The organism is Nonomuraea sp. ATR24, assembly GCF_041950485.1.
GTDB lineage: Bacteria > Actinomycetota > Actinomycetes > Streptosporangiales > Streptosporangiaceae > Nonomuraea > Nonomuraea ceibae.
The window spans coordinates 91722-116950 of sequence record NZ_JBGNUU010000024.1 but is presented as its reverse complement, the minus strand read 5'-3'; the positions used below and the strand labels follow the sequence as shown (position 1 = coordinate 116950).

The 25229-nt window shown below is 71.8% G+C and carries 27 protein-coding genes, 1 tRNA gene and 2 riboswitches; of the genes, 14 read left to right on the top strand and 14 right to left on the bottom strand.

Annotated elements, in window-relative coordinates; translation table 11 throughout:
- Window positions 1–58 precede the first annotated feature (58 nt).
- Window positions 59–1021: a hypothetical protein gene (locus ACBI99_RS38855; protein WP_357591760.1), complete on the top strand. Its 963-nt coding sequence runs from the start codon at window positions 59–61 to the stop codon at window positions 1019–1021.
- Between the two features lie 64 nt (window positions 1022–1085).
- Window positions 1086–1198: riboswitch (TPP riboswitch) on the top strand.
- The gene (gene thiC, locus ACBI99_RS38850; RefSeq protein ID WP_375074757.1) at window positions 1190–2680 is read left to right on the top strand and encodes a phosphomethylpyrimidine synthase ThiC; all 1491 of its coding nucleotides are present in this window, start codon (window positions 1190–1192) and stop codon (window positions 2678–2680) included. It overlaps the preceding riboswitch by 9 nt.
- Here the strand turns inward: thiC and ACBI99_RS38845 are convergent.
- From ACBI99_RS38845 to ACBI99_RS38835, 3 genes are all read right to left on the bottom strand, one after another.
- Window positions 2667–3698, bottom strand: coding sequence for an NAD(P)-dependent alcohol dehydrogenase (locus tag ACBI99_RS38845; protein ID WP_375074756.1), 1032 nt, complete (start codon window positions 3696–3698; stop codon window positions 2667–2669). The genes thiC and ACBI99_RS38845 overlap by 14 nt on opposite strands.
- Before the next feature lie 67 nt (window positions 3699–3765).
- Entirely contained in the window at window positions 3766–4617 is an 852-nt protein-coding gene (locus ACBI99_RS38840; protein ID WP_375074755.1) for a DUF72 domain-containing protein, read from the bottom strand.
- A 10-nt stretch (window positions 4618–4627) separates the two neighbouring features.
- Complete coding sequence (locus ACBI99_RS38835) at window positions 4628–6034, bottom strand: MFS transporter (protein ID WP_375074754.1); 1407 nt, start codon at window positions 6032–6034, stop codon at window positions 4628–4630.
- A 143-nt stretch (window positions 6035–6177) separates the two neighbouring features.
- Between ACBI99_RS38835 and ACBI99_RS38830 the strand changes: the two genes are divergently transcribed.
- Window positions 6178–7434: a hypothetical protein gene (locus tag ACBI99_RS38830; protein ID WP_375074753.1), complete on the top strand. Its 1257-nt coding sequence runs from the start codon at window positions 6178–6180 to the stop codon at window positions 7432–7434.
- 44 nt (window positions 7435–7478) lie between these two features.
- Here ACBI99_RS38830 and katG read toward each other — a convergent pair whose 3' ends face one another.
- Genes katG through ACBI99_RS38815 form a run of 3 tightly spaced genes read right to left on the bottom strand, consistent with a single transcriptional unit; the run spans window position 7479 to window position 11558 of the window.
- Complete coding sequence (katG, locus tag ACBI99_RS38825) at window positions 7479–9713, bottom strand: catalase/peroxidase HPI (protein WP_375074752.1); 2235 nt, start codon at window positions 9711–9713, stop codon at window positions 7479–7481.
- 24 nt (window positions 9714–9737) lie between these two features.
- Window positions 9738–10157, bottom strand: coding sequence for a Fur family transcriptional regulator (locus tag ACBI99_RS38820; RefSeq protein WP_357591772.1), 420 nt, complete (start codon window positions 10155–10157; stop codon window positions 9738–9740).
- A 51-nt stretch (window positions 10158–10208) separates the two neighbouring features.
- Complete coding sequence (locus ACBI99_RS38815; RefSeq protein WP_357591774.1) at window positions 10209–11558, bottom strand: FAD-dependent monooxygenase; 1350 nt, start codon at window positions 11556–11558, stop codon at window positions 10209–10211.
- A gap of 171 nt (window positions 11559–11729) precedes the next feature.
- Here ACBI99_RS38815 and ACBI99_RS38810 point away from each other — a divergent pair, with 171 nt between their 5' ends.
- From ACBI99_RS38810 to ACBI99_RS38795, 4 genes are all read left to right on the top strand, one after another.
- Window positions 11730–12584: a hypothetical protein gene (locus tag ACBI99_RS38810; RefSeq protein ID WP_375074751.1), complete on the top strand. Its 855-nt coding sequence runs from the start codon at window positions 11730–11732 to the stop codon at window positions 12582–12584.
- 22 nt (window positions 12585–12606) lie between these two features.
- Window positions 12607–12891, top strand: a complete 285-nt coding sequence (locus ACBI99_RS38805) for a hypothetical protein (RefSeq protein ID WP_375074750.1) — start codon at window positions 12607–12609, stop codon at window positions 12889–12891.
- A 5-nt stretch (window positions 12892–12896) separates the two neighbouring features.
- Window positions 12897–13208, top strand: coding sequence for a hypothetical protein (locus tag ACBI99_RS38800; protein WP_375074749.1), 312 nt, complete (start codon window positions 12897–12899; stop codon window positions 13206–13208).
- A gap of 82 nt (window positions 13209–13290) precedes the next feature.
- A complete protein-coding gene (locus ACBI99_RS38795) occupies window positions 13291–13938 on the top strand; it encodes a DNA alkylation repair protein (RefSeq protein WP_375074766.1) in 648 nt (215 codons plus the stop codon).
- Between the two features lie 81 nt (window positions 13939–14019).
- Here the strand turns inward: ACBI99_RS38795 and ACBI99_RS38790 are convergent, their stop codons facing one another.
- Entirely contained in the window at window positions 14020–14430 is a 411-nt protein-coding gene (locus tag ACBI99_RS38790) for a hypothetical protein (RefSeq protein ID WP_357591782.1), read from the bottom strand.
- Between the two features lie 160 nt (window positions 14431–14590).
- On the opposite strand from ACBI99_RS38790, the gene ACBI99_RS38785 reads away from it, so the two are divergent.
- Complete coding sequence (locus tag ACBI99_RS38785; RefSeq protein ID WP_375074748.1) at window positions 14591–15286, top strand: poly-gamma-glutamate hydrolase family protein; 696 nt, start codon at window positions 14591–14593, stop codon at window positions 15284–15286.
- A 302-nt stretch (window positions 15287–15588) separates the two neighbouring features.
- Here the strand turns inward: ACBI99_RS38785 and ACBI99_RS38780 are convergent, their stop codons facing one another.
- From ACBI99_RS38780 to ACBI99_RS38770, 3 genes are all read right to left on the bottom strand, one after another.
- Window positions 15589–15900: a hypothetical protein gene (locus ACBI99_RS38780; RefSeq protein WP_219498792.1), complete on the bottom strand. Its 312-nt coding sequence runs from the start codon at window positions 15898–15900 to the stop codon at window positions 15589–15591.
- A gap of 295 nt (window positions 15901–16195) precedes the next feature.
- Window positions 16196–16268 (bottom strand) — tRNA-Arg (locus tag ACBI99_RS38775).
- A gap of 48 nt (window positions 16269–16316) precedes the next feature.
- Window positions 16317–16871: a hypothetical protein gene (locus ACBI99_RS38770; RefSeq protein ID WP_357591790.1), complete on the bottom strand. Its 555-nt coding sequence runs from the start codon at window positions 16869–16871 to the stop codon at window positions 16317–16319.
- Window positions 16872–17005: 134 nt separating this feature from the next.
- Here ACBI99_RS38770 and ACBI99_RS38765 point away from each other — a divergent pair, with 134 nt between their 5' ends.
- From ACBI99_RS38765 to ACBI99_RS38740, 6 genes are all read left to right on the top strand, one after another.
- A complete protein-coding gene (locus ACBI99_RS38765) occupies window positions 17006–18163 on the top strand; it encodes a sensor histidine kinase (RefSeq protein WP_246643591.1) in 1158 nt (385 codons plus the stop codon).
- Complete coding sequence (locus tag ACBI99_RS38760) at window positions 18160–18792, top strand: response regulator transcription factor (protein WP_219498789.1); 633 nt, start codon at window positions 18160–18162, stop codon at window positions 18790–18792. Before ACBI99_RS38765 ends, ACBI99_RS38760 begins: the two co-directional genes overlap by 4 nt.
- 373 nt (window positions 18793–19165) lie before the next feature.
- A complete protein-coding gene (locus ACBI99_RS38755; protein ID WP_219498786.1) occupies window positions 19166–19462 on the top strand; it encodes a hypothetical protein in 297 nt (98 codons plus the stop codon).
- 1 nt (window position 19463) lies between these two features.
- On the top strand, window positions 19464–20195 hold the full coding sequence (locus tag ACBI99_RS38750) for a prolipoprotein diacylglyceryl transferase (protein WP_219498783.1): 732 nt from the start codon (window positions 19464–19466) through the stop codon (window positions 20193–20195).
- Entirely contained in the window at window positions 20192–21745 is a 1554-nt protein-coding gene (locus tag ACBI99_RS38745) for a radical SAM protein (protein WP_375074747.1), read from the top strand. Before ACBI99_RS38750 ends, ACBI99_RS38745 begins: the two co-directional genes overlap by 4 nt.
- Window positions 21742–21981: a hypothetical protein gene (locus ACBI99_RS38740; RefSeq protein WP_219498780.1), complete on the top strand. Its 240-nt coding sequence runs from the start codon at window positions 21742–21744 to the stop codon at window positions 21979–21981. The genes ACBI99_RS38745 and ACBI99_RS38740 overlap by 4 nt, the downstream gene beginning before the upstream one ends.
- Here the strand turns inward: ACBI99_RS38740 and ACBI99_RS38735 are convergent.
- From ACBI99_RS38735 to ACBI99_RS38720, 4 genes are all read right to left on the bottom strand, one after another.
- A complete protein-coding gene (locus tag ACBI99_RS38735; protein ID WP_375074746.1) occupies window positions 21968–23224 on the bottom strand; it encodes a hypothetical protein in 1257 nt (418 codons plus the stop codon). The genes ACBI99_RS38740 and ACBI99_RS38735 overlap by 14 nt on opposite strands.
- Window positions 23221–23697 carry a SigE family RNA polymerase sigma factor gene (locus tag ACBI99_RS38730; RefSeq protein ID WP_219498776.1) on the bottom strand — a complete coding sequence of 159 codons (477 nt, stop codon included), beginning with the start codon at window positions 23695–23697 and terminating at the stop codon, window positions 23221–23223. The genes ACBI99_RS38735 and ACBI99_RS38730 overlap by 4 nt, the downstream gene beginning before the upstream one ends.
- 93 nt (window positions 23698–23790) lie before the next feature.
- A complete protein-coding gene (locus tag ACBI99_RS38725) occupies window positions 23791–24462 on the bottom strand; it encodes a CHAP domain-containing protein (RefSeq protein WP_219498774.1) in 672 nt (223 codons plus the stop codon).
- Window positions 24463–24472: 10 nt separating this feature from the next.
- Window positions 24473–24614, bottom strand: a riboswitch (cyclic di-AMP (ydaO/yuaA leader).
- Between the two features lie 149 nt (window positions 24615–24763).
- The gene (locus tag ACBI99_RS38720) at window positions 24764–25222 is read right to left on the bottom strand and encodes a MaoC family dehydratase (protein ID WP_364168259.1); all 459 of its coding nucleotides are present in this window, start codon (window positions 25220–25222) and stop codon (window positions 24764–24766) included.
- Between the last annotated feature and the right edge of the window lie 7 nt (window positions 25223–25229).

The following is a 25229-nucleotide window of genomic DNA, read 5'->3' as shown; positions in this document are numbered from 1 at the left end:
ATCCGACATGGCGTATTTCTCATTGCGCCGGCACGACACTTCGCGATATTCATCAGCCGTGATCCCGGTCAAGGTGTTTCGCGCCGCCGCGTTCGTCCTGGAGAAGACCTCCCGCATGCAGGTGGGCAGGGCGTGGCACGACCCCGCGCTGGACGTGGCCCTGCGCCGCGTCCGCGCCGGGCGGCTGGAGCGCGGCCTGGACCTGATCAGGCAGGCCCGCGACGACCACGAGCTGCGTGCCCTGCGCGTCACCGAGCTCGCCACGGCCGCCGAGGCGCACCTCGACGCGCTGGAGCGGCTGGCCGGCGACGACCCCGACGCGCTGCTGTGGCTGGGCGCGGCCCGGGTGCAGCACGCCTGGGAGCTGCGCGACGACCTCACCGGCCGTTTCCACGAGCAGCTCGCCACCGCCGCCGGGCCGCTGCGCCGGGCCGCCGAGGCGGACCCCGGAGACCCGGTGCCGTGGGACGTCCTGCAGTGGCAGGCCATGGGCCTGGGCGACCGGGACGAGCTGGACCGCCTGTGGGAGGAGCTGACCAGCCGCGCGCCCCGCCTGTTCGCCGGGCACTACACCCGCGCCCAGGCGCTGTGCGGCAAGTGGCACGGCTCCGACGAGGAGGTGCTGGCCTTCGCCCGCACCGCCGCGGCCACCGCCGGCCCCGGCGACCTGGTCACCGCGATGCTGCCGCTGGCCCACTTCGAGGTCGCCTGGAGCGAGATCGCCGCCTCGGGCCGCGACGCCCAGGAGGTGCTCGAAGCGCACTTCCGCGACCCGTACGTGGCCGAGGAGCTGATCGACGCCGTCGACACCTGGCACGCCAGGCCCCGGCCGCACCCCCGGTCCGTGGAGGCGATGCACCTGTTCGGCGCCGCCTTCTACTACGGCGGCCACCACGCGCGCGCCCAGAGCCTGCTCATGAACGCCGGCCGCCGCGTCCCGGAGATCCTGCCCTGGTCGGCCGGCTCGCTCACCCCCGGCCGCCGCTACGCCCGCGCCCGCCGCGAACTCGGCCTCGACTGAGCCATAAACGGCCGCCACTAATTCGGCCGATCTTGCATGACTTTCTTCGCCGGGTTACGTTGACCGGGTCCAACGCGGGAGCCCGGTGCGACCGGGCTGAGAGGACGGCTGCCCAGCCGCCGACCGCCAGAACCTGCTCCGGGTAATGCCGGCGAAGGGAGTTGCGCGATGAGCGACGCGCGTTTTTCCAAGGTCTACACCGGGGATCTCCGCGTGCCGATGCGCGAGATCAGGCTGTCCAACGGCGAGCGCGTCCGCCTGTACGACACCTCGGGCCCGTACACCGACCCGGAGGTCACCGTCGACCTGGCCCGGGGGCTGGCGCCGAGGCGCGCGGAGTGGATCCGGGCCCGCGCCGGCGGGCCCGTCACGCAGGTGGGCTGCGCGCGGGCCGGGACGATCACGCCCGAGATGGAGTTCGTGGCGGTCCGGGAGGGCGTCGAGCCGGAGTTCGTCCGGCAGGAGGTCGCCGCGGGCCGGGCCATCATCCCCGCCAACGTCAACCACCCCGAGTCCGAACCGATGATCATCGGCCGCAACTTCCTCGTGAAGATCAACGCCAACATCGGCAACTCGGCGGTCACCTCCTCGATCGCCGAGGAGGTCGAGAAGATGACCTGGGCCACCCGGTGGGGCGCCGACACGATCATGGACCTGTCGACCGGCCGCGACATCCACGCCACCCGCGAGCGGATCATCCGCAACTCCCCCGTCCCGGTCGGCACCGTGCCGCTCTACCAGGCGCTGGAGAAGGTCGGCGGGCTGGCGGCCGAGCTGTCGTGGGAGGTGTTCCGCGAGACGCTGATCGAGCAGTGCGAGCAGGGCGTCGACTACATGACCGTGCACGCCGGCGTGCGCCGCGCGTTCGTCCCGCTGACCGCCGGGCGCAAGACCGGCATCGTCTCCCGGGGCGGCTCGATCATGGCCGCCTGGTGCGTGGCCCACGGGCGCGAGAGCTTCCTGTACGAGCGCTTCGCCGACATGTGCGAGATCTTCGCCGCCTACGACGTGTCGTTCTCGCTGGGCGACGGCCTGCGCCCCGGCTCGATCGCCGACGCCAACGACGAGGCCCAGTTCGCCGAGCTGCGCACGCTGGGCGAGCTGACCAGGATCGCCCGCGACCACGACGTCCAGGTGATGATCGAGGGCCCCGGCCACGTGCCCATGCACAAGATCAAGGAGAACGTCGACCTCCAGCGCGAGATCTGCGACGACGCCCCCTTCTACACGCTCGGCCCGCTGGTCACCGACATCGCGCCCGGCTACGACCACATCACCTCGGGCATCGGCGCCGCCATGATCGGCTGGTACGGCACCGCGATGCTCTGCTACGTCACGCCCAAGGAGCACCTCGGCCTGCCCAACAGGGACGACGTCAAGACCGGCGTGATCACGTACAAGATCGCCGCGCACGCCGCCGACCTCGCCAAGGGCCACCCGCAGGCCCGGGCGTGGGACGACGCGCTGTCGGACGCCCGGTTCGAGTTCCGCTGGGAGGACCAGTTCGACCTGTCGCTCGACCCGGCCACCGCGCGGGCCTTCCACGACGAGACGCTGCCCGCCGAACCCGCCAAGAACGCGCACTTCTGCTCGATGTGCGGGCCCCGGTTCTGCTCGATGCGGATCAGCCACGAGCTGCGCGACCTCATGGGACGATGACGGCCCGGCCGACGATCTCGTTGTCGTGCAGGCGCTGGTACGTGCGCGGCGCCTCGTCGAGCGAGTGCGGCTCCACGCGCACGCCGATGGCGCCCGACCGGGCCAGCGCCAGCACCTCGATGAGCTCGTCCCGGCCGCCCCAGTAGGGGACCGACACCGCCATCTCGTACGGGCCGCTGCCGAACCCGACGGGCAGGCGGCCGTCCGCCACCCCGACGATCGTCACGTCCGAGCACACCCCCGCGCACGCGCCCGCCAGCGTCACGGTGGGCTGGATGCCGACGAAGTCCAGCACCAGGTCGGCGCCCAGCCCGCCGGTCAGCTCCCGCACCCGGCCGGCGGCGGCCTCGTCGGAGACCACGGTCTCGTGCGCGCCGATCTCCCTGGCCAGCTCCAGCTTCTCCTCGCTGATGTCGAGCGCGATCACCCGCGTCGCGCTCATCGCCCGCAGGATCTGGACCGCCATGTGGCCCAGCCCGCCCGTCCCGATGACCACCGCCGTGCTGCCCGGCACCAGCTTGGCCAGGCTCCGCTTGATCGCGTGGTAAGGCGTGAGCCCCGCGTCGGTCAGCGGCGCCGCCTGCGCCAGGTCCAGCCCTTCCACCGGGACCAGGTGGCGGACGTCGTCGACGATCATGTACTCGGCCATGGCGCCGGGAGCGCCCAGGCCGGGCGGCTTGATGGCGAGGTCCTGGGCCCGGGTGCAGTAGTTCTCCGCGCCCCTGGAGCAGTTGCGGCAGGTGCCGCACCCCCACGGCCCGTACACCACCACGTCCTGGCCTACCTCGACGCCCGTCACCCCGTCGCCGAGCGCCGCCACCGTGCCCGCGCCCTCGTGGCCGAGGATCAGCGGCAGGCTGCCCCCGACGAGCAGCGGGTTCTCGATCACCGCGATGTCCGAATGGCACATCCCGGACGCCCTGACCCGGAGCAGCACCTCACCGGGAGCCGGCTCGGGGTCGGGCACCGTCACGACCTCGGGCATGCTCCCCTGGCCGGCCAACTGGACAGCTTTCATGCCTCTCCTCGCTTCCCGAGCCCCTCCCCCGGTACATGCCACGTTCCGGGCGGCCGAAATCCCGAGCTCAGAACAGCGTCGGCGGCTCGGCGGGCATCGGCTCGGGCAACGGCTCCAGCCCGGGGACCCGGGCCCGTACCTCGTCGTGGAAGCGCCGGGCGAGCGGCAGCGCCTCGGCGTTGTCCGGCGTGTGCACGAACACCGTCGGCGAACGGCCCTCGCGCAGCCACCCGGCCACCGTGCCGACCCAGCCCTGCCAGCCCGCCACCGTCCGGTCCACGTCGTCCCTGCCCAGGTAGCGGACGATCGGCCGGTCCGTCAGCGCCCGCGCCCGGCGCGGGACCCGCGGCTTCTTCGTCCACGCGTCACGCTCGGCGTCGCTGGTCGGCGGGCTGCCGAACAGCGTCGTGGTGTCGAACGGCACCCACTCCGCGCCCGCCCTCGCCAGCACCCGCTCCAACTGCCCCACGGCCCGCTCGTCCTCGAAGAACGCCCGATGCCGCACCTCCACCGCCGGGCGCAGCCCCGCGGGCAGCCTGCGGAGGAACGCGGCCAGCGCGCCCAGGTCACCCGGCCCGAACGACCCCGGCACCTGCACCCACAGCGCGTGCACCCGGGGCCCCAGCGGCTCCATCGCGTGCAGGAACGCCCCCAACTCCTCCTGCGCCCCCGTCAGGCGGCGCTCGTGCGTGATCGCCTTCGGCAGCTTCACCACGAACCTGAACCCCGGATCGGTCTGGGCCGCCCACGTCTCCACCGTGCTCCTCGACGGCGTCGCGTAGAACGTCGTGTTGCCCTCGACCGCGTTGCACCACGTCGCGTACGCCCGCAGCCGCTCGCCCTGCGCGAGCGGATGGGGGAGGAACCGACCCTGCCACGGCGCGTGCGTCCACATCGCACAACCCACATGAAGCCGCATGCACCCGACGCTATCGGGTCTCCGCACCGGCCCGCCGGTTCGCGGCGCGGGCCGTGACGGCGCCCACCGCGCAGACGAGCGCGAACCCGAACAGCACGTACCGGGCAGAGGTCAGCATCGACGCGCCCCCGGCGTTGAGCAACACCCCGGCCACCGCCGTGCCGAACGCGATCGACAGGCTCGTCACCGTGGCGATCGCGGCAGCCGCCTGACGGCCCTCCGCCGGATCCGGCGTGCTCGACATCGCCGCCACCGACAGATGCGGATACGCCAGCCCGATGCCCGAACCGGCCACGACCAGCACCGGAGCCCACACCAGCATCAGCCAGCCCGACGCCGCGTCCCTCAGCAGCAGGCCCTGCGCGAGGAAGCCCAGCGCCAGGACCAACGGCCCCAGCACGCACAGCCGCCGCACCGCGCGCCCGCCTGCCGCCGAGGCGCTGCCGAGCTGCGTCAGCGACCAGCCGAGCGAGACCGCCGCACCCAGCAGCCCCGCCGTCACCGGAGGCAGCCCGCCCAGCCGCTGCGCGAACAGCGGCACGAACGTCTCGACCGCCACGCCGAACGTCAGCAGCCCGATCGTCAGATACACCCACTTCAGCGCCGACCCCGCCGTGTAGGTCGTCCGGGGGAACACCCGCCTCCCGCTGCGCCGCTCATGCGCCACGAACCCGCCGACCAGCAGCAGCGCCACCGCGACCCCGGCCGCCATCGCCGCCGTCCCGGGCAGCACCCCCGCCAGGCTCACGGCCACCGTGGCGGCCGTCACCAGCACCAGCGACACCACCGGCACCGGCGTCCGCCCTCCCCCGCGCTCACCGCGCGGCACCACCCGGGGCACGATCCCAGCGCACACCGCCCCGATCACCGCCATCGCCACGAACGCCAGCCGCCAGGACCCGAACTGCGCGAACAGCCCCCCGAGCGCCGGACCCGCGAAGTTGCCGACCCCGTACATCGCCGACATCAGCGCGTTTCCGCGCGTCCACAACCGGCGCGGCAGCGCCGAGTGGATCACCGCGAACCCCAGGCCGGACAGCAGCCCCGCCCCGAGCCCCTGCACGCCCCGCCCAGCCAGCAGCACCGGCATCGCCGGGCTCACCGCGCACGCCAGCGACCCCGCCACGAACCCGCCGAACCCCATCAGGTACGCGCCCACGTTCCCCCACCGGGCCAGCACCCGGCTGACCAGCATCGTCGCGATCACCATGGCGACGAGGTAGAACGTCATGTTCCAGGCGTAGAAGCCGGCGCCCCCGATGTCGGCCACCGCCGTGGGCAGCAGGCTGGAGGCCAGGTAGATGTTGATCGCGCCGACGAGCACGCCGCCCGCCAGCACCACCGCCGAACCCAGATGGCGCGGGCCCAGCAGTTCCCGCCAGGACGCGGCCTCGACCGCGTCGTCCGTTGAAGTCATGGCTTCAAGCGTGTCGTTGCACCGGCCCCGGAGACTTCCCGCGCCCAGCGCCCCCGCCCACCAGCAAGCCCGGTGGGCGAACCCTCCACCCTCGGTCGAAGGCGCCCCTATCTAGGCGATCTTCCGGGAGGTACGTTGCTTGCATGTCCGCATTCCGCAAGGCCGTCGGGGCAGTGGTGGCGTTCGTCGTCGTGGCCGGGACGCCCGGCGCGAGCGCGGCCGAGGCGCGAGCGCCGGAGAACGCCGTCATCGTGTGGGACAGGAACGCCGAGACGGCGATCTGGGAGGTGGCCAGGCAGCAGCCGCAGGTGCAGGCGCGCAGCTTCGCCATGGTGCACGGCGCCGTCTACGACGCGGTGAACGCGATCGCCGGCAGCCCGTACGAGCCGTATCTGGTGGCGCCGAAGGCCGGCGGGAGCGCGTCGACGGAGGCGGCCGTGGCGTCGGCGGCGTTCGGCGTGCTGCGGGCGCTGTTCCCGGAGCAGCGGGAGAGGCTGGAGGCGCAGTACGGCGAGTCGCTGGCGGCGGTCCCCGACGGGGCGGCCAAACGGCGCGGGATCGCGGTCGGGGCGCGGGCGGCCGCGGCGATGGTCGCGGCGCGGCGGGACGACGGGGCGTTCGGGGATCAGACGTGGCCGACGGGGACGGAGCCGGGCCGGTGGCGGCCGACGCCGCCCGGCTTCGGGTCGGACGGCGCCTGGGTGGGCGAGCTGAAGCCGTTCATGCTCCCGCGCCCGTCGATGTTCCGCACCTCGGGCCCACCGGCGCTGACCAGCGAGCAGTACGCGCGCGACTTCAACGAGGTCAAGGCCGTCGGCGGCAAGGACAGCACGCTGCGCACGGCCGACCAGACGGAGGCCGCGATCTGGTGGCACGACCGGCACCTGGCCGAGTGGGAGATCAAGCGGCAGCTCGCGACGACGCAGCGGCTGAGCACGCTGCGGACGGCGCGGATGTTCGCGATGGTCGGCATGGCCGAGGCCGACGCGACGATCGCCTGCTACAACGAGAAGGCGCGGTGGGCGTTCTGGCGGCCGGTCACCGCGATCCGGGAGGCCGACGGCGACGGCAACCCCGAGACGGCCGCCGATCCCGGCTGGACGCCGCTGCTGGTCACGCCGCCGCATCCGGACTACACGTCCGGGCACACGTGTTTCAGCGGGGCGGGCATGTCGGCGCTGACGCACTTCTTCGGCCGCGACGACATCGCGTTCAGCGGGTTCAGCCACGACGCGGGCACGACCAGGCACTTCCGCGGCTTCTCGCACGCGCTGGCCGAGGTCACCGAGGCCCGGATCTGGGGCGGCATCCACACCCGCGCGGCCGACGTGGCGGGCGCGAAGATCGGCAGGCAGGTGACCGCCTACATGGTGAAGCACCACTTCAGGCCGAGGCGCTGACCAGGTCGGGGCCGGTCCGGCGCGGACCGGCCCCGACACCGGGACTACTTGGCCAGGTCGAACCGGTCCAGGTTCATGACCTTGTTCCAGGCCGCGACGAAGTCCGTCACGAACTTCTCCTTGGCGTCGTCACTGGCGTAGACCTCGGCGACCGCACGCAGCTCGGAGTCGGAGCCGAACACCAGGTCAGCGCGGCTGCCGGTCCACTTGACCTCGCCCGTGGCGGCGTCGCGCCCCTCGAACGTGGTCGCGTCGCCGGACGTCGCCTTCCACGTCGTGCCCAGGTCGAGCAGGTTGACGAAGAAGTCGTTGGTCAGCACGCCGGGCGTCGTGGTGAAGACGCCGAGCTGCGAGCGCTGGTAGTTGGCCCCCAGCACGCGCAGGCCGCCGACCAGGACCGTCATCTCGGGGGCGCTCAGCGTGAGCAGGTTGGCCCGATCGATGAGCAGGTATTCGGCCGGGAGGCGGTTGCCCTTGCCCAGGTAGTTGCGGAACCCGTCGGCGGTCGGCTCCAGGGCGGCGAACGACTCGGTGTCGGTCTCCTCCTGGGAAGCGTCCACCCGGCCCGGCGTGAACGGGACCTGGACGGCGAAACCGGCGTCCCTGGCGGCCTTCTCGACGCCCGCGCAGCCGGCGAGCACGATCAGGTCGGCCAGCGAGATCTGCTTGCCGCCGGTCTGGGCGCCGTTGAACGCCTTCTGGATGCCCTCCAGGGTGCCGAGCGCGGTCGCGAGCCGGTCGGGGTCGTTGACCTCCCACCCGATCTGCGGCTGGAGGCGGATGCGCGCGCCGTTGGCGCCGCCGCGCTTGTCGCTGCCGCGGAACGACGAGGCCGACGCCCACGCGGTGGACACCAGCTCCGACACCGACAGGCCCGAGGCCAGCACCTGCTCCTTGAGCGCGGCCACGTCGGCGGCGTCGACGAGCTCGTGCGTCACCGCGGGCAGCGGGTCCTGCCAGAGCAGCACCTCGGACGGGACCTCCGGGCCGAGGTAGCGGGCGACCGGGCCCATGTCGCGGTGAGTCAGCTTGAACCACGCGCGGGCGAAGGCGTCGGCCAGCTCGTCGGGGTGCTCCAGCCAGCGCCGGGTGATCTGCTCGTAGATCGGGTCGTAGCGCAGCGACAGGTCGGTGGTCAGCATCGTCGGGGCGTGGCTCTTCGACGGGTCGTGCGCGTCGGGCACGGTGCCCTCGCCGGCGCCGTCCTTCGGCCGCCACTGGTGGGCGCCCGCCGGGCTCTTGAACAGCTCCCACTCGTACCCGTACAGGATCTCCAGGAAGCTGTTGTCCCAGGTCGTCGGGGTGTTGGTCCAGATGCCCTCAAGGCCGCTGGTGATCGTGTCGCCGCCCTTGCCGGTGCCGAAGCTGTTGCGCCAGCCGAGGCCCTGCTCCTCGATCGAGGCGGCCTCGGGGTCGGGGCCGACGTGGTCGGACGGGCCGGCGCCGTGCGTCTTGCCGAACGTGTGACCGCCGACGATCAGGGCGGCCGTCTCCTCGTCGTTCATCGCCATCCGGCGGAACGTCTCGCGGATGTCGCGGGCCGCGGCGAGCGGGTCGGGGTTGCCGTTCGGGCCTTCGGGGTTGACGTAGATGAGGCCCATCTGGACGGCGGCCAGCGGGTTCTCCAGCTCGCGGTCGCCGCTGTAGCGCTGGTCGCCGAGCCAGGTGGACTCGGGGCCCCAGTAGACGTCCTCGTCGGCCTCCCACACGTCCTCGCGGCCGCCGGCGAAGCCGAACGTCTGGAAGCCCATCGACTCCAGCGCCACGTTGCCGGACAGGACCAGCAGGTCGGCCCAGGAGAGCTTGCGGCCGTACTTCTTCTTGACCGGCCACAGCAGGCGGCGGGCCTTGTCGAGGTTGGCGTTGTCGGGCCAGCTGTTGAGGGGCGCGAAGCGCTGCTGGCCGGCCCCGGCGCCGCCGCGGCCGTCGCTGATCCGGTACGTGCCCGCGCTGTGCCAGGCCATCCGGATGATGAACGGGCCGTAGTGGCCGAAGTCGGCGGGCCACCAGTCCTGCGAGGTCGTCAGCACCTCGGCGATGTCCCGCTTCACGGCCGCCAGGTCGAGGCTCTTGAACTCCTCGGCGTAGTCGAAGTCCCCGCCGAACGGGTTGGCCACGACCGGGTTCTTGGCGAGAATCCTCAGGTTGAGCCGCTCCGGCCACCACTGGCGGTTGCCGCCGCCCTGGGTGGGGTGCGGGGCGCGATCGTGCGCGACCGGACAGCCTCCCGTTGCCTCCGTCTTCGGGTCGGTGACGATTGCATCATGGTTCTCGGACATGGAATCCTTCCGGGATTTTCTTGCTCAGGAGCTGGAACATCGGGGGCACAGGCCCCAGTAGATGACCTCGGCCTCGTCGATCGCGAAGCCGTGGTCGTCGGCCGCGCTCAGGCACGGCGCGTGGCCGACCGCGCAGTCGACGTCGGCGACGGCGCCGCACGACCGGCAGACGATGTGGTGGTGGTTGTCGCCCACGCGGCCCTCATAGCGGGCGGCGCTGCCAGCGGGCTCGATCCGGCGTACGAGCCCGGCCGCGGTGAGGGCGTGCAGCGCCTCGTACACGGCTTGCAGGGAGATGTGTCCCACACGGTCACGCACCCCGGACGCGATCGCCTCGACGCCGAGGTGGTCACCGTCCCGGACGGTCTGGAGCATGGCGACGCGGGCGGCGGTCACCCGCAGGCCGGCCCCGCGCAGCTCCTCGGCGATGGTCGGTGCGGTCATGGCCGCCAAACTTACCTACGCAAAGGCGAACGGTACAAGATAACGAATCGTTTAATTTTGGTGCCGCGCCGGATAGCTCGGCTCCCCCGCCGGCACCGCGTCTCCAGTATCGCCGCGCACCACGTCCGAGCCCCCGCGTAACACGCGGAAAAGGCACGCCGGACGCAGGAGCGCCGACGGCGGATCGAGGAGGTTGGCCACCCGCAGGAAGCGGCGGCCGAGCTCGGTGTCGTGCTCGGCGGCGCGGTGGAAGCGCTCCAGATAGGCGTTCACCATCTTGATCTTCGCGGTGCGCCGGCCGCGCACCCCGGGCAGGCGCAGATCGTTGGCGGCCACGATGTCCCACGGCGCGTCGACGACCCGGGCGATCGACCGGAACAGCTCACGGGCGGGCCGGTCGCGCCTGGCCCACTCGCCCAGCCGCAGCGCCTCCACGGCGGCCACGCTCATGCCCTGGCCGTAGATCGGGTTGAACGCGCACACCGCGTCACCCACGACCGCCAGCCCGCGCGGGAAGCGGGGCAGCCGCTCGTACCGCCGCCGCACGCTGGCCGGAGTCCGGTGGTGGGTCCCCTCGTCCAGCGGCTCCGCCCGGGAGACCAGCTCGTGGATGTCGGGCGCGGGCAGCGACCTCGCGTACGCGACGAAGCTGGCCAGGTCGGCGGGCGGCGCGTCACCGTAGCCGCCGATGGTGACGATCCACCGGTCGCCCTCCATCGCCAGCGCCACCCCGGCGCGCGGCACCGCCCTGGTCGCCGCCATGATCACCACCGGGTCCCCGGCCAGGTCGTCGGGCCTGCGGCGGAACACCCGCGTCGTGTACGTCAGGTCGATCTCCACCCGCTCCTCGGCGGGCGCCGGGAACCCGAGCTGCCCCAGCCACGCCGGCATCCGCGAGCCCCGCCCCGACGCGTCCACCACCAGGCCCGCGCTGACCGTCTCCCCCGAGACGAGCCGCACCCCCGTCACCCAGTCGCCGCTGCGCGTCAAGTCGGCCACCTGGCTCTCCCCGGCCACCTCCACCCCCGGCAGCGCGCTCACCCGCCGCCGGATCTGCCCCTCCAGCAGCAGCCGGCTCACCAGCAGCCCCGGCATGCGGCCCGGCGCCGGAGCCAGCCGCCGCCCCTCGTTGATCCACCGGCAGTCCGCCTGCAGGTCCCCGCCGAACGCCCCCCGCTCCATCAGCTCCACCGTCAGGCCGGGAAGCAGCAGCTCCATCACCTCCAGCCCGCGCGCCAGCAGGCCGTGCGCGTGCCGGCTCTGCGCCGTGCCGCGCCGGTGCACGTCCTCCCCGGGCAGCCGGTCCCTGTCGAGCACGGTGACCCGCTCGGCGATCCTGCTCAGCGCGGCGGCGGCCAGCAGGCCGGAGACGCTGGCTCCGATGACGACGGCATGCCTCATGACACCCACGATGACCGCCGCCCGTCCGCCACCCCACCCCTAAACCACGGGACGAACCCGCTATCACCGGACGCGCTGTCACCGGACGGGCTTTTCGGATGGGACAGCCGGAAAGCCGCGCGATACCCTTGGGGACCGCCTTCACAGCGCCCCCGAGCAAGGACCGATTCCATGAGACGACGGGTCGCCCTCGCCGCCGCCCTCCTGATCGCCTTCGTCCCCGTCGCCCCCGCCCAGGCCGCCCCCGCCCAGGCCGCCGGCGCCGCCCCCGATCCGGCGAGCGCGCTCAAGCGGCAACTCCGGCACGAACACGGCGTCCGCGTCACCGAGACCACCCGCTACTCCTTCGGCACGAAGGCCAAACCTGCCGGGACCCGGATCACCGGCCGCGTCCAGCTCTCCCCGTCGGGCCCGGTGGCCGCCGACCTGTCTTGGCGCGACCTCGGCGAGTCCAGGTCCCACCGGGTGATCCGCGTCCGCAAGGACGTGTACGTCAGCCGCAGCCACGTGTCCGGCCCGGTCCCGTCCGGCAAGAACTGGATCATCTACCCCGACCGCCACCGGGGCCGCTTCGGCCGCGACCTGGCCGGGGACGCCAGCCTGCAGCCCATCGACGTGTACGACCCGGCCCTGGTGAAGGCCCTGCTGAAGTGCTCGACGAGCAAGGCCGTCCCCGGCGGGCGCCTCTACCGGGGCACGATGAGCTACGCGGAGCTGCGTAAGACAGCCAAGGGCACGCTGGTCAACTGGTCGTCCGGCAAGGCCATCACCGCCCGGAGCAAGGGCAAGGTCTCCTGGCAGCTCTGGACGGGCCGCGACGGGCTGCTCAAGCGCCTGGTCACCAACGACACCGCCGGGACGGGCAAGAACCCCCTGGTCAAGCGGAGCGACACGCGCTACACCGGCTGGGGGTTCCGCCTCGCCGTCACCGCCCCGCCCGCCGACGAGGTCATCACCGAGGCCGCCCTGCTGAAGTACACCCGCGACGAGAACACCCCCATCCCCGAGGACTCGGGCAACACCTGATCCGGTCGCCTCAGGAAGGGTGATGTCCGTGCGCGAGCCGGCGGCGGGAGCGTTACGCGCCGGCGCGGTCCTGGCCGCGTCCGGGCCGGTGATCCTCACGACGTTCGGGATCGGCAGATCAGGCACCGGCTGGTTCTGCGCCCCGACCGTCCTGACCGCGCCGGACGGCCCGACCAGCCTGACCGCGCCGCCGCCGCTGCGCTGCTCACGGCCTCCCGTTCAGCCCGGCCCCGGAGGCCGTACCGGATCGTCCTGTGGCTGCTGGCCGTGGGGGCGGCGGCGTGGGGGCCGGCGTTCCACCGCCTGACGCCGGTGGTGCACGAGGAGCGCCTGCTCCACACCGTGTACGTGTGGACGCGGGGGACGTTCTGGGATGATCTCACCCAGTGGTCCGTGGATGCCGGGGTGATCGGGCTGCCGGTCGTCCTCGTCGCGCTGGCGGCCACCGCGTACTCCCACTGGTGGCTGCTGGTGCCGCTGGCCGGGTTCGTCCGCCGGGGGCGCGACCGGGTTCTGAGGCGGCCGGTGGTGCAGGCCGCGGGACTGGGGCGGCTCGGCGTGGGGGTCGTGCTCGCCGTCGCCGTCGTCTGGGCGGCCGTCTCGTCCTTCACGCCGACGCGGTGAACGGCCGCCGAGTCGGGCGTACGCTGAACCCGCAGGTGATGGACGGGAGGCTGACGTGGCCGAGACGACGGTGGCCGAGGTGATGGCCGAACTGGCCGAGCTCGAGGACCCCAGGATCCGCGAGGTGAACGAGAAGCACGGCGACGATCACGGGGTGAACCTCGGCAAGCTGCGCGCCCTCGCCAAGCGGCTGAAGACGCAGCAGGACCTCGCGCGCCGGCTCTGGGAGACGGGCGACACCGCCGCCAGGCTGCTGGCGATGCTGATCTGCCGCCCGAAGGCGTACGAGCGCGACGAACTCGACGCCATGATGCGCGAGGCGCGCACGCCCAAGGTGCACGACTGGCTCGTCAGTTATGTGGTGAAGAAGAGCCCGCACGCCGAGGAGCTGCGCGTGGCCTGGTTCGCCGACCCCGACCCGGTGGTCGCGAGCGCCGGCTGGGCGCTGACCTCCGAACGGGTGACGAAGAAGCCCGAGGGGATCGACCTCGCCGGGCTGCTCGACCTCGTCGAGAAAGAGATGAAGAACGCCCCGGAACGGCTTCAGTGGGCGATGAACACCTGCCTCGCCCAGATCGGGATCGAACACCCCGAACACCGCGCCCGCGCCCTGGCCATCGGGGAGCGGCTGGAGGTGCTCAAGGACTACCCGACCTCGCCGGGGTGCACGTCGCCGTATGCGCCGATCTGGATCGGCGAGATGGTGCGCCGGCAACAGGCGGCCTCGTAGCCGATTCCCGGGCCACAGGGTCACGGGGCCCGTCGTGGACCCCGTGACCGTGCGTACGATTCTCGCCCGGACCCGCATGGGTCAGGCGGCGTCGAGAGCCGCGGTGATCTTGCGGGCCATGTCCGCCAGGGCGGGGCTGGGCGTGCCCTTGTGGATCTGCGCCGCCGCGTCCACGGCGACGAGGACGGTGCCGCGGAAGTTGGCCGCCTCGGCCGGGTCCTGCCGGTTGAGCAGGCGCATCGACTCCGTCAGCGCGGGCAGCACCTGGTCGGCCAGCGTGGCCACCGTCCTGCCGTACTTCACGCCCTTGGGCGCCTTGGCCAGCACGTGCCCGACCAGCCCGGTCGCCGAGGTCAGCGCGATGGACCCCTCGGTGGCGACCCGGTGCGCCGAACCGGCGGCGCCGGCGGCGGACATCAGCGAGACGGCGCCCCAGGCGGCGACGCGGAGGGTGAGCTTGTCCTGGTCGGTGAGGGAGATGGCGATGGTCATGAGACGCTCCTTCTGAGCTGTACGGTGCCTGTCGGCCGGGTGGCGCGGTTCGCAGCGACGAACCGCTTATGTCCCCAACTTTCGCCCACCGCCCTGACACCAGATCGTCGCCGCCCTGACACGGCCCCTGATACCGGGACGAGATGACACGATGGGCGCCATGCGAAAGATCATCGCCGCCGGGCTCGTGGCCCTGCTCGTCCCCGTGGCCGCCCCGCACCCCGCCCACGCCGCAGCCGCCGACACGTACCCCGACTACGCGACCCTCGCCGCCAAGGAGGTCGAAGGCCGCGACTACCTGCGCCTGCGCCGCCTCCCCCGGGGCGCCGAGGTCGCGCACATCGCCATCCACGGCGGCGCGATCGAGTCACCCACCACCCAGCTCGCCGACCACGCGGCAGGCACCAAGCACGCCTTCTACTCGTTCGTCGGCATCAAGCCCGACGGCAACAGCAAACTCCACATCACCTCGACCCGCTTCGACGAGCCTCGCGCGCTCAAGCTCGTCGCCGCCGTCGACCGGACCGTCTCCTGGCACGCCGCCGCGGCCACCCACGCGACCACCTACGTCGGCGGCCGCGACGCCCGCCTGGTCGCCAAGGTCACCGCCGCCCTCAGGAAGGCCGGCTTCCCCGTGGCGGCCACGGTCCCCGACCGGATCAACGGCACCAGCCCCCGCAACATCGTCAACAGGAACAAGCGCCGCATGGGCGTACAACTGGAGATCAGCAAGGGCCAGCGCACACGCTTCTTCAAGGGCGGCAAACTGTCCAGGGCCCGGGTGGAGAACCCGGCCAACCGCACCAGCGCCTTCTACCGCTACGTCAACGCCGTCAACAGCGCCCTAGCCTCCTGACCAGCGCCTTCCGGGAGCGCGGGTGCCCTCCCCGTCAGCCGTCCCGCCGGACCGCGGGCACGAACCCGCCTCGGACCTTCCCGCCGTCGGCCAGAGCGGCCCAGCCGTCCGCCGCACCGTGCGAGTCGACTCCCAGCACGACGGCCACCAGCCAAGCTGTACGCTCTTCGGCCTCCTCGGGACCGGCGATGCCCTCGACGAGTCCATGTCAGCAAGATCCCGGGATTGCCCGAACAAACCGAAAGGCCCGTCCCAGATTTCCCTGGTAGCACGGGCCTTCGCTTCGGGGTGTGGAGCCGGCGTCAGCAGATGAGGGCGACTCCCACGGTGAAGGGGATGCTGTGGTACGGCGTGTGCTCGGAGCGCTGTCCGGTGGACACGCAGGTGCCGACCTCGTGCCAGGAACCGACGCCGGCGTTGGGGTTGGGGTGGCTGACATAGATGAGGACGGCGTACCGGGCGTAGCCGGTGCAGATCGCCCAGGCGGTCTTGGGACTATCCACGCCGGTTGTGCAGTTGGGGTCGGCGTTCGCCGGAGAGGCCATGCCGAAGAGGGCGGAGGCGGTGAGGAGAGCTGTGGCGGACAGGGCCGCGGCGTGCTTTCTGAGGTGCATGTGCTGACCTCCAGCAGGGTTGGCTGGTGCGCGGATGGTCCCCGAAGGTGGTGCACTCTTAGGAAAGCTTCTTATTAGAAAGTAGCCGGACGCAGCGCACAGTCAAGGGCGAGCGCCTTTCCGCTTCGGTGTGCGCGGGTCACGTACCTCCGCGCGAAGGTCAGCTGATCCGCAGGCTTCCAGGAACCGTCTCCGGCGCGCCGTCAGGGCCAGCGGAGAAAGGCGGTAGAGCCCGTGGCTGTACGCCCATGCGAAAGGCCCTCCGGGATCATCCCGAAGGGCCTTTGACCTGCTGTGCGGCCGGAGGTACTCGAAACCCCAACCTTCTGATCCGTAGTCAGATGCTCTATCCATTGAGCTACGGCCGCTCGCTGCGTAAGCAAGCATAGCGGGTCCGGAGCGATGCCTCGAACCAGTTACGCCGATCGCGCGTCTTCGGTCTCCACCTTCTTGGGCCACAGCGTGTGGCTCACCGGCCAGATCAGGGCGATCGCCGGCACCCTGACGAGTTGCAGGGCGAACATCCGAAGCTCCTCCGTACGCGCCGGGTCGCCCACGAGCCAGGTCATGAGCAGGACGACGGCCCAGGTGATCCCGTACGCCAGCAGGATGAGCAGCCAGTAGCGCCATTCGTAGAGGGTGCGGGCCCTGCCTCCGGGTGGGGGTTTCGGGGGCGGGGGGCCGCCGGCGAAGCGGTGGTGGAACTTGGCGTCGGCCCAGCGCAGGGTGCGGTGGCCGAAGACGACGGAGTACGCGAGGTAGGCGGCCGCGAGGCCGTGCTTGAAGTCGGCCACGGCGCCGCCGCGCATGTCGATCACGGCGGCGGTGAGGAGGACGACATCCAGGAGGGGGACGCTGACCAGCAGGGCCGTGCTGAGGCGGCGGCGCTTCCAGAGATAGCGGCAGGCGAGGCCGAGTCCGAGGAGGACCCAGAAGCCGATCTCGCACGCGATCAGGATGGCGACAATCACGCTGTCCAGTCTTGCGGGCGCTTTGGGCGGTTTCCTCCGCCAGGAAAAGGAACCTGTGGATACATCGAAGGGTGTATCCACAGGCGGCCCCGCGAAGGAGGGAACCGGTGGTCCGGGGTGGTGGGATAGGAGGCATGAAACGCGTGCCGCTGCTGGCGGGGCTGGCCTTCGCGGTGGGTCTGCTCCTGATCGCGGCTGGAGCCTACATCCCCCGCGACCCGCCCGCGTGGCAGCCGTCCCGGTGGATGATGGCGGTGCCGCTGGCGATGGTGTGCCTCGCCACGCTGGGGCGCACGCGGGCGCCGATGGCCTCGCTGGGGCTGGGCACGACCGGGATCCTGCTCGACACCGTGGTGGGGCCGTCGCTGGGCACGGTGCTGGTCTACACGGACAATCTGTACGCGGCCGCGCTCTACGGGCCGGCCAGGGCGTCGCGGTGGCTGTTGATCGGCACGACGATGATCGCGGTGGTGTCCGGGGCGGTGGGCGGGTTCCTGGCGAGCGACTGGCGGGTGCTGGCGCTGATCAGCGTGCAGCTGGGGCTGGTGCTGGTGTCGCCGGTGACGACGGCCCAGGTGCTGCGGCAGCAGCGCGACCGGGCGGTGGCCGAGCGGACGCGGGCTGAGCAGGTGGCGCGGCTGGCCGAGCTCGACCGGCAGGCGGCGATCACGGCCGAGCGCACGCGGATGGCCCGCGAGCTGCACGACATGATCGCCAACCATTTCAGCGCCATCGCCATCCAGTCCACGGCCGTGCTGTCCCGCAAGGACCTGGATCAGGGCACCGTGCGAAAGATCATGGAGTCCGTACGTGAGAACAGCGTGAAGGGGTTGTCCGAGATGCGGTCCATGATCGGGTTGCTGCGGCAGGCGGGCGAGGAGGCCGAGGCGGTGCGGCCACGGCTGGCCGACGCGGAGGGCCTGGTCGAACGGGCCCGCGGGTCGGGGATGGAGACGTCGTTGCGTGTCGAGGGCGAGCCCCGGGAGCTGCCCCCGCCGGTCGATCTGGCCGCGTTCCGGATTCTTCAGGAGGCATTGACCAATGCGCTCAAACACGGCGAGCAGCCGGCGAGCGTGCACATCCGCTACGAGGCGCGGCAGGTCTCGGTGACCGTGGACAACGCGGTCAACGGGCGTGACGCGCGGCTGCCGGGGGCGGGCGCCGGGCTGGTGGGCATGCGGGAGCGGGCCGCGCTGGTCGGCGGCACGTTCGAGGCCGGGCCGCAGGGCGACGGGTGGCGGGTCACGGCACGGTTGCCGACCTCTGGGCAGGATGACGGGAGCGCGGGATGAGCATCAGGGTTCTGGTGGCCGACGACCATGCGGCGGTCCGGGCCGGGATCGTGCTGATCCTCGACGGCACCGACGACATCGAGGTCGTGGGCGAGGCGGCCGACGGGGTGGAGGCCGTGGCGCTGGCCAGAGAGAAGCGGCCGGACGTGGTGCTGATGGACGTGCGGATGCCGCGGATGGACGGCATCTCGGCCACCAGGGAGCTGGTCGGGGTGGCCGATGTGCTGATCTTGACGACGTTCGACGTGGACGAGTACGTGTTCGGGGCGTTGCGGGCGGGGGCGGCCGGGTTCCTGTTGAAGAACACCGACGCCGATTCGCTGGTGGAGGCCGTGCGGCTGGTGGCCAGGGGTGACGGGCTGATCTCGCCGGCAGTCACGAGGCGGCTGATCACGGCGTTCGGCGAGCAGGCGCCGCCGGTGCGCAAGGAGGCGGTCGATCCGGCCGGGCTGACGCCGCGCGAGCGGGAGGTGCTGGCCTGCATCGGGCGCGGGCTGTCCAACGCGGAGATCGCCCGGGAGCTCGACATGGCGGAGGCCACGACCAAGACCCACGTCAGCAGGGTGCTGAACAAGCTGGGGCTGAAGAGCCGGGTTCAGGCGGCGATCTATTACTCGGAGGGGCTATAGGGCGGTCTGAGGAGGTTCTTCCTGGGCAGGGCTGGGGGGTGGGGCCGGGCGCGGGGCAGCAATATCGGCCGGTATGTATAGCCAAGTGAAAGTGTCGCCCCCTAACCTTTGCCGGACCAGGGGGGGAGAGCCGATGACCACACCACCGCCGCCGCCGCAGGGCCCGGACGACCCGGCGTGGCGCCAGCCACCCCAGGGACCGCCGCAGGGGCCACAACAAGGGCCGCAGCAAGGGCCTCCGCACGGGCCGCCGCCGCACGGGCCACAGCAAGGCCAACAGCACGGGCAACAGCAGTGGCCGCCGTACGGGCAACAGCACGGGCCGTGGCCGCCTCCGCCTCCGCCGCAGCCGCAGGGCAGCTCGGCGGGGATCGTGGTCGGGCTCGCGCTCGCCGGGGTGGCCATCTACAGCGTCATCAACGTCATGGTCGTGTTCGGGGTCCTCATGGTCGCCGGCTCGGCCATGGGCGGCGACCAGGCGGGGGTCGTGATCGGGGCGGCGGCCGCGTTCCTCGCCCTGGTGGGGCTCGGCGTGGGCGTCGGCCTGCTGCTGGTGCGCAAGCCGTGGTCGATCGGCACCGGGCTCGGGCTGATGATCGGCTGGGCGCTGTGGTCGATCGTCACGGCGGGGCTGTGCACGGGTCTCAACCCGAGCCTCTACGGCGGCTGACGTGCCGCTGCACGAGATCTTCGTCGGTCTCGGCGTGCTGGTGGCCTCGGTGGTGTTCGTCCGCGAGGCCCGCAGCCGGGGCGCGCTGAACGAGCAGTCGCTGGTGGCGGTCACCGGGGCGCTGGTCGGCGGCGCCATCGGCATGCGCCTGGCGGGCTGGCTGGAGACGCTGGACCTGCAGAGCCTCTGGCTGTACGGGTCGCGCAGCGTCCTGGGCGGATTGACCGGCGCGTACGTGGGGGTGCTCGTCGCCAAGCGGGTGATCGGCTATCGGGAGCGCACCGGTGACCTGTTCGCGCCGGCGGTGGCGCTGGGCATGGCGGTCGGGCGGATCGGCTGCCATCTGACGGAGGCCCCGGGGCGGCCGACCTCGCTGCCGTGGGGCATCCACGCGCCGGCGACGACCCCGGACTGCCCCGGCTGCCTGGCGGGCCAGGCGATGCACCCGTCGTTCGTCTACGAGATCGTCTTCCAGCTCGCCGCGTTCGCCGCCCTGGTGTGGGCGCGCAAGCGGCTGACCAGGCCGGGCGAGCTGTTCACGCTCTATCTGGCGGGCTACGCGGTGTTCCGTTTCCTGGTGGAGTTCACCCGGGTGAACGACATCCTGTGGTCCGGCCTGACCGGTCCGCAGTGCTTCCTCCTGCCGGGTCTGCTGCTGCTGGGCATCCGGGTCGGCTACGGCTGGCGGCGCGGCTACTACGATGCCCTCTTCGACCGGAAGGTGCACCAGTGAGCACAGGCATGGAGCTGCGGGGCGACCGCATCCTCCGCTACGTCAACGCGTTCTGCCCGCACTGTCAGGAGCCCGATCTCACCCGGGTGGAGCGGCTGAGCGGCTACCTGGCGGAGCGGGACGGCCGGGTGTGGCTCGAACGCGGGTGCCGCGAGCACGGGCTGGTCAGGACGCTGTACGACGAGGACCCGGAGATTCTTGCCTATCTGGAGGAATGGACCGCTCCCACCAAGCAGCACATCCCGGACGTGTCGGGCAACTTCGCCCCCGTGCCGGGCGCGTACCTGCAAGGGCTTCCGGAGATGCAGACGCAGCACACCTGCATCCTGCTGGAGGACATCGCCGAGGCGTGCAACCTGCGCTGCCCCACCTGCTTCGCCGGCAGCTCCCCCGACCTGTCCGGCGTCGTGCCCGTCGCCGAGGTGCTGGCCAACGTGGACCAGCGGCTGGCCAGGGAGAACGGCAGGCTGGACGTCCTCATGCTGAGCGGCGGCGAGCCCACGCTGCACCCCGAGCTGAAGACGCTCCTGGCCGAGCTGACCGCCCGGCCCGTCACCCGCATCCTGATCAACACCAACGGCGTCCTGATCGCCCGCGACGACTCGCTGCTGGACCTGCTCACCGAGCACCGCGAGCGGGTCGAGGTCTACCTCCAGTACGACGGCTCGTCGGCCGAGTCCTCCCGGCATCACCGAGGCGGTGACCTGCGCAGGCTGAAGGCCGACGCCGTACGGAGGCTGTCGGAGCGGGAGATCTTCACCACGCTGGTGATGACCGCCGCCCTGGGCGTCAACGACGGCGAGATCGGCGACGTGATCAGGCTGGCCCTCGACACCCCGTACGTGGGCGGCGTGTCGTTGCAGCCGCAGTTCGGCTCGGGCCGGTCGGGGGCCATCGACCCGATGGACCGGCTGACCCACACCGGCGTGCTCAAGCGGCTCGGCCCGCAGACCGGCGGCCTGGTGACCTGGCGCGACCTGACCGCGTTGCCGTGCTCGCACCCGCACTGCTGCTCGGTGGGCTACCTGATCCGCGACGACTCCCGGCAGTGGCGCTCGCTGGTGGCGCTGATCGGCCACGACCGGCTCAAGGAGAACCTGGGCCTGGTCGCCAACCGCATCGCCGACTCCGAGATCCCGCGCGAGCTGCGGCTGGCCGTCCAGGAGTCGCTGCTCGGCCTGCTGTCGGAGCAGTCGTCGCTGTCGCACCCCCGGATCGGCGACCTGTGGCGCAACATCTGCGAGAACTGCGACCTCGGCGTCTCCACCCTGCTGGCGCTGGCCTCGTCCGCGCTGCCGGGCAGGCGGGCGAAGCTGCGCCGGATGCTGGGCGAGCGGGTGGTGCGGGTGACGGTCAAGCCGTTCATGGACCTGTCGACCATGATCGAGGAGCGGCTGACGCAGTGCTGCGTGCACGTGGGCACGCGGTCCGACCGTGACCAGTGCGCGCCGTTCTGCGCCGTGCAGGCGTGGCCGCAGCTCTCGGCCCAGCGGCTGTCGGCGGTGGCCGCCGAGCCGAGGGTACGGCTCCCGCTGGAGGTGATCACGTGAAGGCCGAGCCGTACGATCCGCTGAGGTTGTGCGTCTATGCCACGGTCGCGCTGCTGGCGTGGCTGTTCGGGCCGTGGGCGTTGCTGGCGTTCGCCGGGCTGGGGTTCGCGGGCTACTGGAAGGCGCGGCGGGCCGGGCTGACCCGGAGCAAGTGCCTGCTCCGGGACACCCGGCTGGTGCTGGCCTACCTGGGGCTGCTGGCGGCGCTCGCGGTGGCGGCGATCATCTTCTGGTGACGGCCGCCAGGTTCATCACGGTGACCTCGGGGCCCTTGCCCCAGTACATGATCGTGGTGGGCGAGGACGACGTTCCGCTGCCGTAGCTGGCGGACCCGTCGGGCGACACCCGGTTCACGCCGGCGATCTTGCCGGTGGCCGGGTCGTAGACCGCGACGGGCGCGACGTACTCCTTGGCCGGATCGGCGTCACCTCTGACCGGCATGACCGAGGCGAACCGGTCGCCCAGGACCTCCCCGTGGAAGCCGAGCGACGGGAGCAGCGTGGCGTCGGAGCCGTCGAGGCCCTGCACCAGGAGCCCGCCGCCCTTGGCGTCGCCGTAGCACCACTCGGCGACGCAGGTCAGCTTCGTGACGGAGCCGGAGGCCGGGAGCGGGGTCTTCTCGCCGGTCACCAGGTCGACCCTGCGGTCCTGGTTCTTCTGCCCGCGCTCGCCCGGCGCGTAGCCGACGGCGTACGGCCAGGAGTCCAGGTGGAGGCCGTCGGAGCCGGCGACCTTCTCGGGCTCGCCCCCGGACAGCGGCAGCCGGTGGACACCCCCGTCGCGTACGGACCAGACCAGGGCGTCCTCGGTGAGGCCGATCCGCTCCACGTTCGCCAGGTCGCCGGTGACCTCGCCGACCCGCTGGGCGGTGCCGCCCTCGCGGGGGATGATCCAGAAGTCGGCCCACTTGTCCCTGTCGTTGGGCGTGGTGCCGTACCAGGCGAAGTGCCGCTCTCCTACCTCGACGTCCTGGACGAAGTAGCCCTTGACGCCTTCGGGGGCGGGCATGTCGCCCACCACCCTGGTCGTGCGGGCAGTGGTGTCGTAGATCTCCAGGCGGCCGGCCTTCTCGAAGGAGGACTCGGCGGTCAGCAGCACCTCGGTGGGGGAAATTCCGGTCACCGGGCGATATTTCCAACCATCGGGGGCCGCGGCCGGCATCGTGAACACCGCCTCCGGCCACACCTCGGCCACCGGCTTCACCTCCGCCACCCTGGGGACGGCACTGGCCACCTCTCCAGGCGACACCGTGGTCACCGCGACCGCCGGCTCCACCGACACCCGAGGCTCCCCCCGCCACATCGCCATCGTCCCTCCGGCCACCAGCACCACCGAGGCGGCCGCCAGGGCCATGCCCGCCCACTGCCGGCGTCGCCGCGACCGCCGCCGGGCCGCGACCGCCGCCGCCAGCCCGCCGGTCGGCGTGACGTGCCCGGCCCCGGCACGCAGGGTCCGGACCAGGTCCTCTTCGCTTCTCATCGTGCCTCCTGCAGCATTCGCTTGATCCGGAGCTTGTCCAGGGCACGCGCCGCCTGGCTGCGCACGGTGCCGCGCGAGACGCCGAGGATCGCGGCGATCTCCGCGTCGGGCAGGTCCTCGTAGTAGCGCAGCACGAGGACCACTCGCATCCTGGGCGGCAGCCGTTGCAGGTCCGCCCACAGGTCCGCGTCCTCGTAGCGGTCGAAGCGCCCCTTCTCCGGCACGACGGACACCAGTTCCTCCCGGTGCCTGCGCCGCCACGAGGTGATGTGCAGCCTGACCATGGTCGTGCGCACGTACCCCTCGGGGTCGTCCTTCTTGCGCACCCGTGACCAGGCGTCACCCAGCCTGGCCAGGGCCTCCTGGACGAGGTCCGCCGCGTCGTCCGCGTTGCCGGACAGCACGTAGCCGTACCGGAGGAGCGCGTCGCCCCGGCTCCGGACGAACTCGTCGAACTCGGTTGTGTGGTCCACGTATCCAGGGATCCTCCAGCACGCCGTACCGTTGCACGAAACGCGAAAAGCGCGCGCCCCCGGAAGGGGACGCGCGCTTTCGAGGCGGTCTGATCAGGCGGCGTACGACGGGTAGCCGTAGCCGGCGACCTGCGAGGTGGGACGGACCCGCTCCTCGACCTTGCCGTTGCCGGTGTTGCCCTCGATCGTGGAGATCGTGCCGTCACCGTTGTCCTTGACGACGAAGCCGACGTGGTCGATGGAGCTGATGTCCTTGCTGCCGCTCCAGGAGAAGAAGACCACGGCGCCGGGCTTGGCCTCCTGGCCCCAGCGGTCGTTGGCGGCGAACCACTTGGCGTGGGTCACGGTGTAGGCGTCCCAGCCGACCTGCGGGCGGGCGCCGGTCTGCTCGCCGACCCAGGAGACGAACATCGAGCACCAGGCGGCGTTCAGGTAGTCCTGGCGGTTGCCGCCGTCACGCTGGACGGTCTCGGCGGCGCGCTGGGAGTTGGCGTACCACTGCTGGAACTTGGTGCCACCGCCGGCGGCGTTCTCGGAGGTGCCGACCTGGGCCTTGGCGACGGCCAGGACCTGCGAGGCGGAGACGTTGACCCTGGTGTTCTGGTTCGTGGCGGCCTGCTGGGCCTGGGCGGCCTGCGGCTGGGTGTTGGCGGTGGTCGCGGTGCTGGCGTCCGCCGACACGTGGGCGCCGAAAGCGGTCGCGACGAGCGCGGCGCCGAGGACGGCCTTGGACACGTTGATCTTGGGGGTGCGGATGGGGCGCATTAAGGGTAACTCCTCGCTTCCATACCGCTTACCGGGTTAGCTGACGGGTTCGGGCGTGGAAGCTGCCCTACGGCGATGTCGGTGCCGATTCACCCCGGTGGAACACATGGGTCCCCGGTTCCGCGTGTGAGCGGATTCAGCGGTCACAGGTCGGTCCCTGTGATGGACGGTGGGTCGTGACGCCCGAGAGTCGGTCGCGTCTTACCCGCGTACAGAAATGTCCAACACACCCCTGACCTGGGTAATTCCCTCGTAACGAAATTTCCACGAAACCGGCCGCGGGCGGGGGCCCGCGGCCCGGCTACTCCGCGGGAACGTAAAGGCTGAGCGTCTCGGCGATGCACGCCGGGCGCTTCTCGCCCTCGACCTCGATGGTCATCTTGAGGTTGGACAGGTAGCCCGCCGGCGTCCCCTTGACGTCGGTCAGCTCGGCCGTGGCCCGCACCCTGGCCCCGACCGGCACCGGGCGGGGGAAGCGCACCTTGTTCAGGCCGTAGTTGACGCCCATCGCGATGCCCTCGACCCGCACCAGCTCGAACATGAACGCCGGCAGCAGCGACAGGCTCAGGTAGCCGTGCGCGATCGTGCCGCCGAACGGGCCCTCCTTGGCCCGCTCCACGTCGACGTGGATCCACTGGTGGTCGTCGGTGGCGTCCGCGAAGAGGTTGACCTGTTCCTGGGTGACGGTGCGCCACTCGGTGGGGCCGAACTTCTCGCCGACGGCAGCCTTGAGTTCCTGTACGTTCGCGAAGGTCCGCATGAGGCGG

Excerpts from the sequence above, each read along its gene's own strand:
- ACBI99_RS38760 (WP_219498789.1), top strand. The coding sequence starts at position 18,160 with ATGAGCATCAGGGTTCTGGTGGCCGACGACCATGCGGCGGTCCGGGCC.
- katG (WP_375074752.1), bottom strand. The coding sequence starts at position 9,713 with ATGTCCGAGAACCATGATGCAATCGTCACCGACCCGAAGACGGAGGCA.
- ACBI99_RS38785 (WP_375074748.1), top strand. The coding sequence starts at position 14,591 with ATGCGAAAGATCATCGCCGCCGGGCTCGTGGCCCTGCTCGTCCCCGTG.
- ACBI99_RS38790 (WP_357591782.1), bottom strand. The coding sequence starts at position 14,430 with ATGACCATCGCCATCTCCCTCACCGACCAGGACAAGCTCACCCTCCGC.
- ACBI99_RS38810 (WP_375074751.1), top strand. The coding sequence starts at position 11,730 with ATGAGACGACGGGTCGCCCTCGCCGCCGCCCTCCTGATCGCCTTCGTC.
- ACBI99_RS38795 (WP_375074766.1), top strand. The coding sequence starts at position 13,291 with ATGGCCGAACTGGCCGAGCTCGAGGACCCCAGGATCCGCGAGGTGAAC.
- ACBI99_RS38720 (WP_364168259.1), bottom strand. The coding sequence starts at position 25,222 with ATGCGGACCTTCGCGAACGTACAGGAACTCAAGGCTGCCGTCGGCGAG.
- ACBI99_RS38820 (WP_357591772.1), bottom strand. The coding sequence starts at position 10,157 with ATGACCGCACCGACCATCGCCGAGGAGCTGCGCGGGGCCGGCCTGCGG.
- ACBI99_RS38845 (WP_375074756.1), bottom strand. The coding sequence starts at position 3,698 with ATGAAAGCTGTCCAGTTGGCCGGCCAGGGGAGCATGCCCGAGGTCGTG.
- ACBI99_RS38835 (WP_375074754.1), bottom strand. The coding sequence starts at position 6,034 with ATGACTTCAACGGACGACGCGGTCGAGGCCGCGTCCTGGCGGGAACTG.
- ACBI99_RS38725 (WP_219498774.1), bottom strand. The coding sequence starts at position 24,462 with ATGCGCCCCATCCGCACCCCCAAGATCAACGTGTCCAAGGCCGTCCTC.
- ACBI99_RS38735 (WP_375074746.1), bottom strand. The coding sequence starts at position 23,224 with ATGAGAAGCGAAGAGGACCTGGTCCGGACCCTGCGTGCCGGGGCCGGG.
- ACBI99_RS38780 (WP_219498792.1), bottom strand. The coding sequence starts at position 15,900 with ATGCACCTCAGAAAGCACGCCGCGGCCCTGTCCGCCACAGCTCTCCTC.
- ACBI99_RS38805 (WP_375074750.1), top strand. The coding sequence starts at position 12,607 with ATGTCCGTGCGCGAGCCGGCGGCGGGAGCGTTACGCGCCGGCGCGGTC.
- ACBI99_RS38830 (WP_375074753.1), top strand. The coding sequence starts at position 6,178 with ATGTCCGCATTCCGCAAGGCCGTCGGGGCAGTGGTGGCGTTCGTCGTC.
- thiC (WP_375074757.1), top strand. The coding sequence starts at position 1,190 with ATGAGCGACGCGCGTTTTTCCAAGGTCTACACCGGGGATCTCCGCGTG.
- ACBI99_RS38815 (WP_357591774.1), bottom strand. The coding sequence starts at position 11,558 with ATGAGGCATGCCGTCGTCATCGGAGCCAGCGTCTCCGGCCTGCTGGCC.
- ACBI99_RS38840 (WP_375074755.1), bottom strand. The coding sequence starts at position 4,617 with ATGCGGCTTCATGTGGGTTGTGCGATGTGGACGCACGCGCCGTGGCAG.
- ACBI99_RS38765 (WP_246643591.1), top strand. The coding sequence starts at position 17,006 with ATGAAACGCGTGCCGCTGCTGGCGGGGCTGGCCTTCGCGGTGGGTCTG.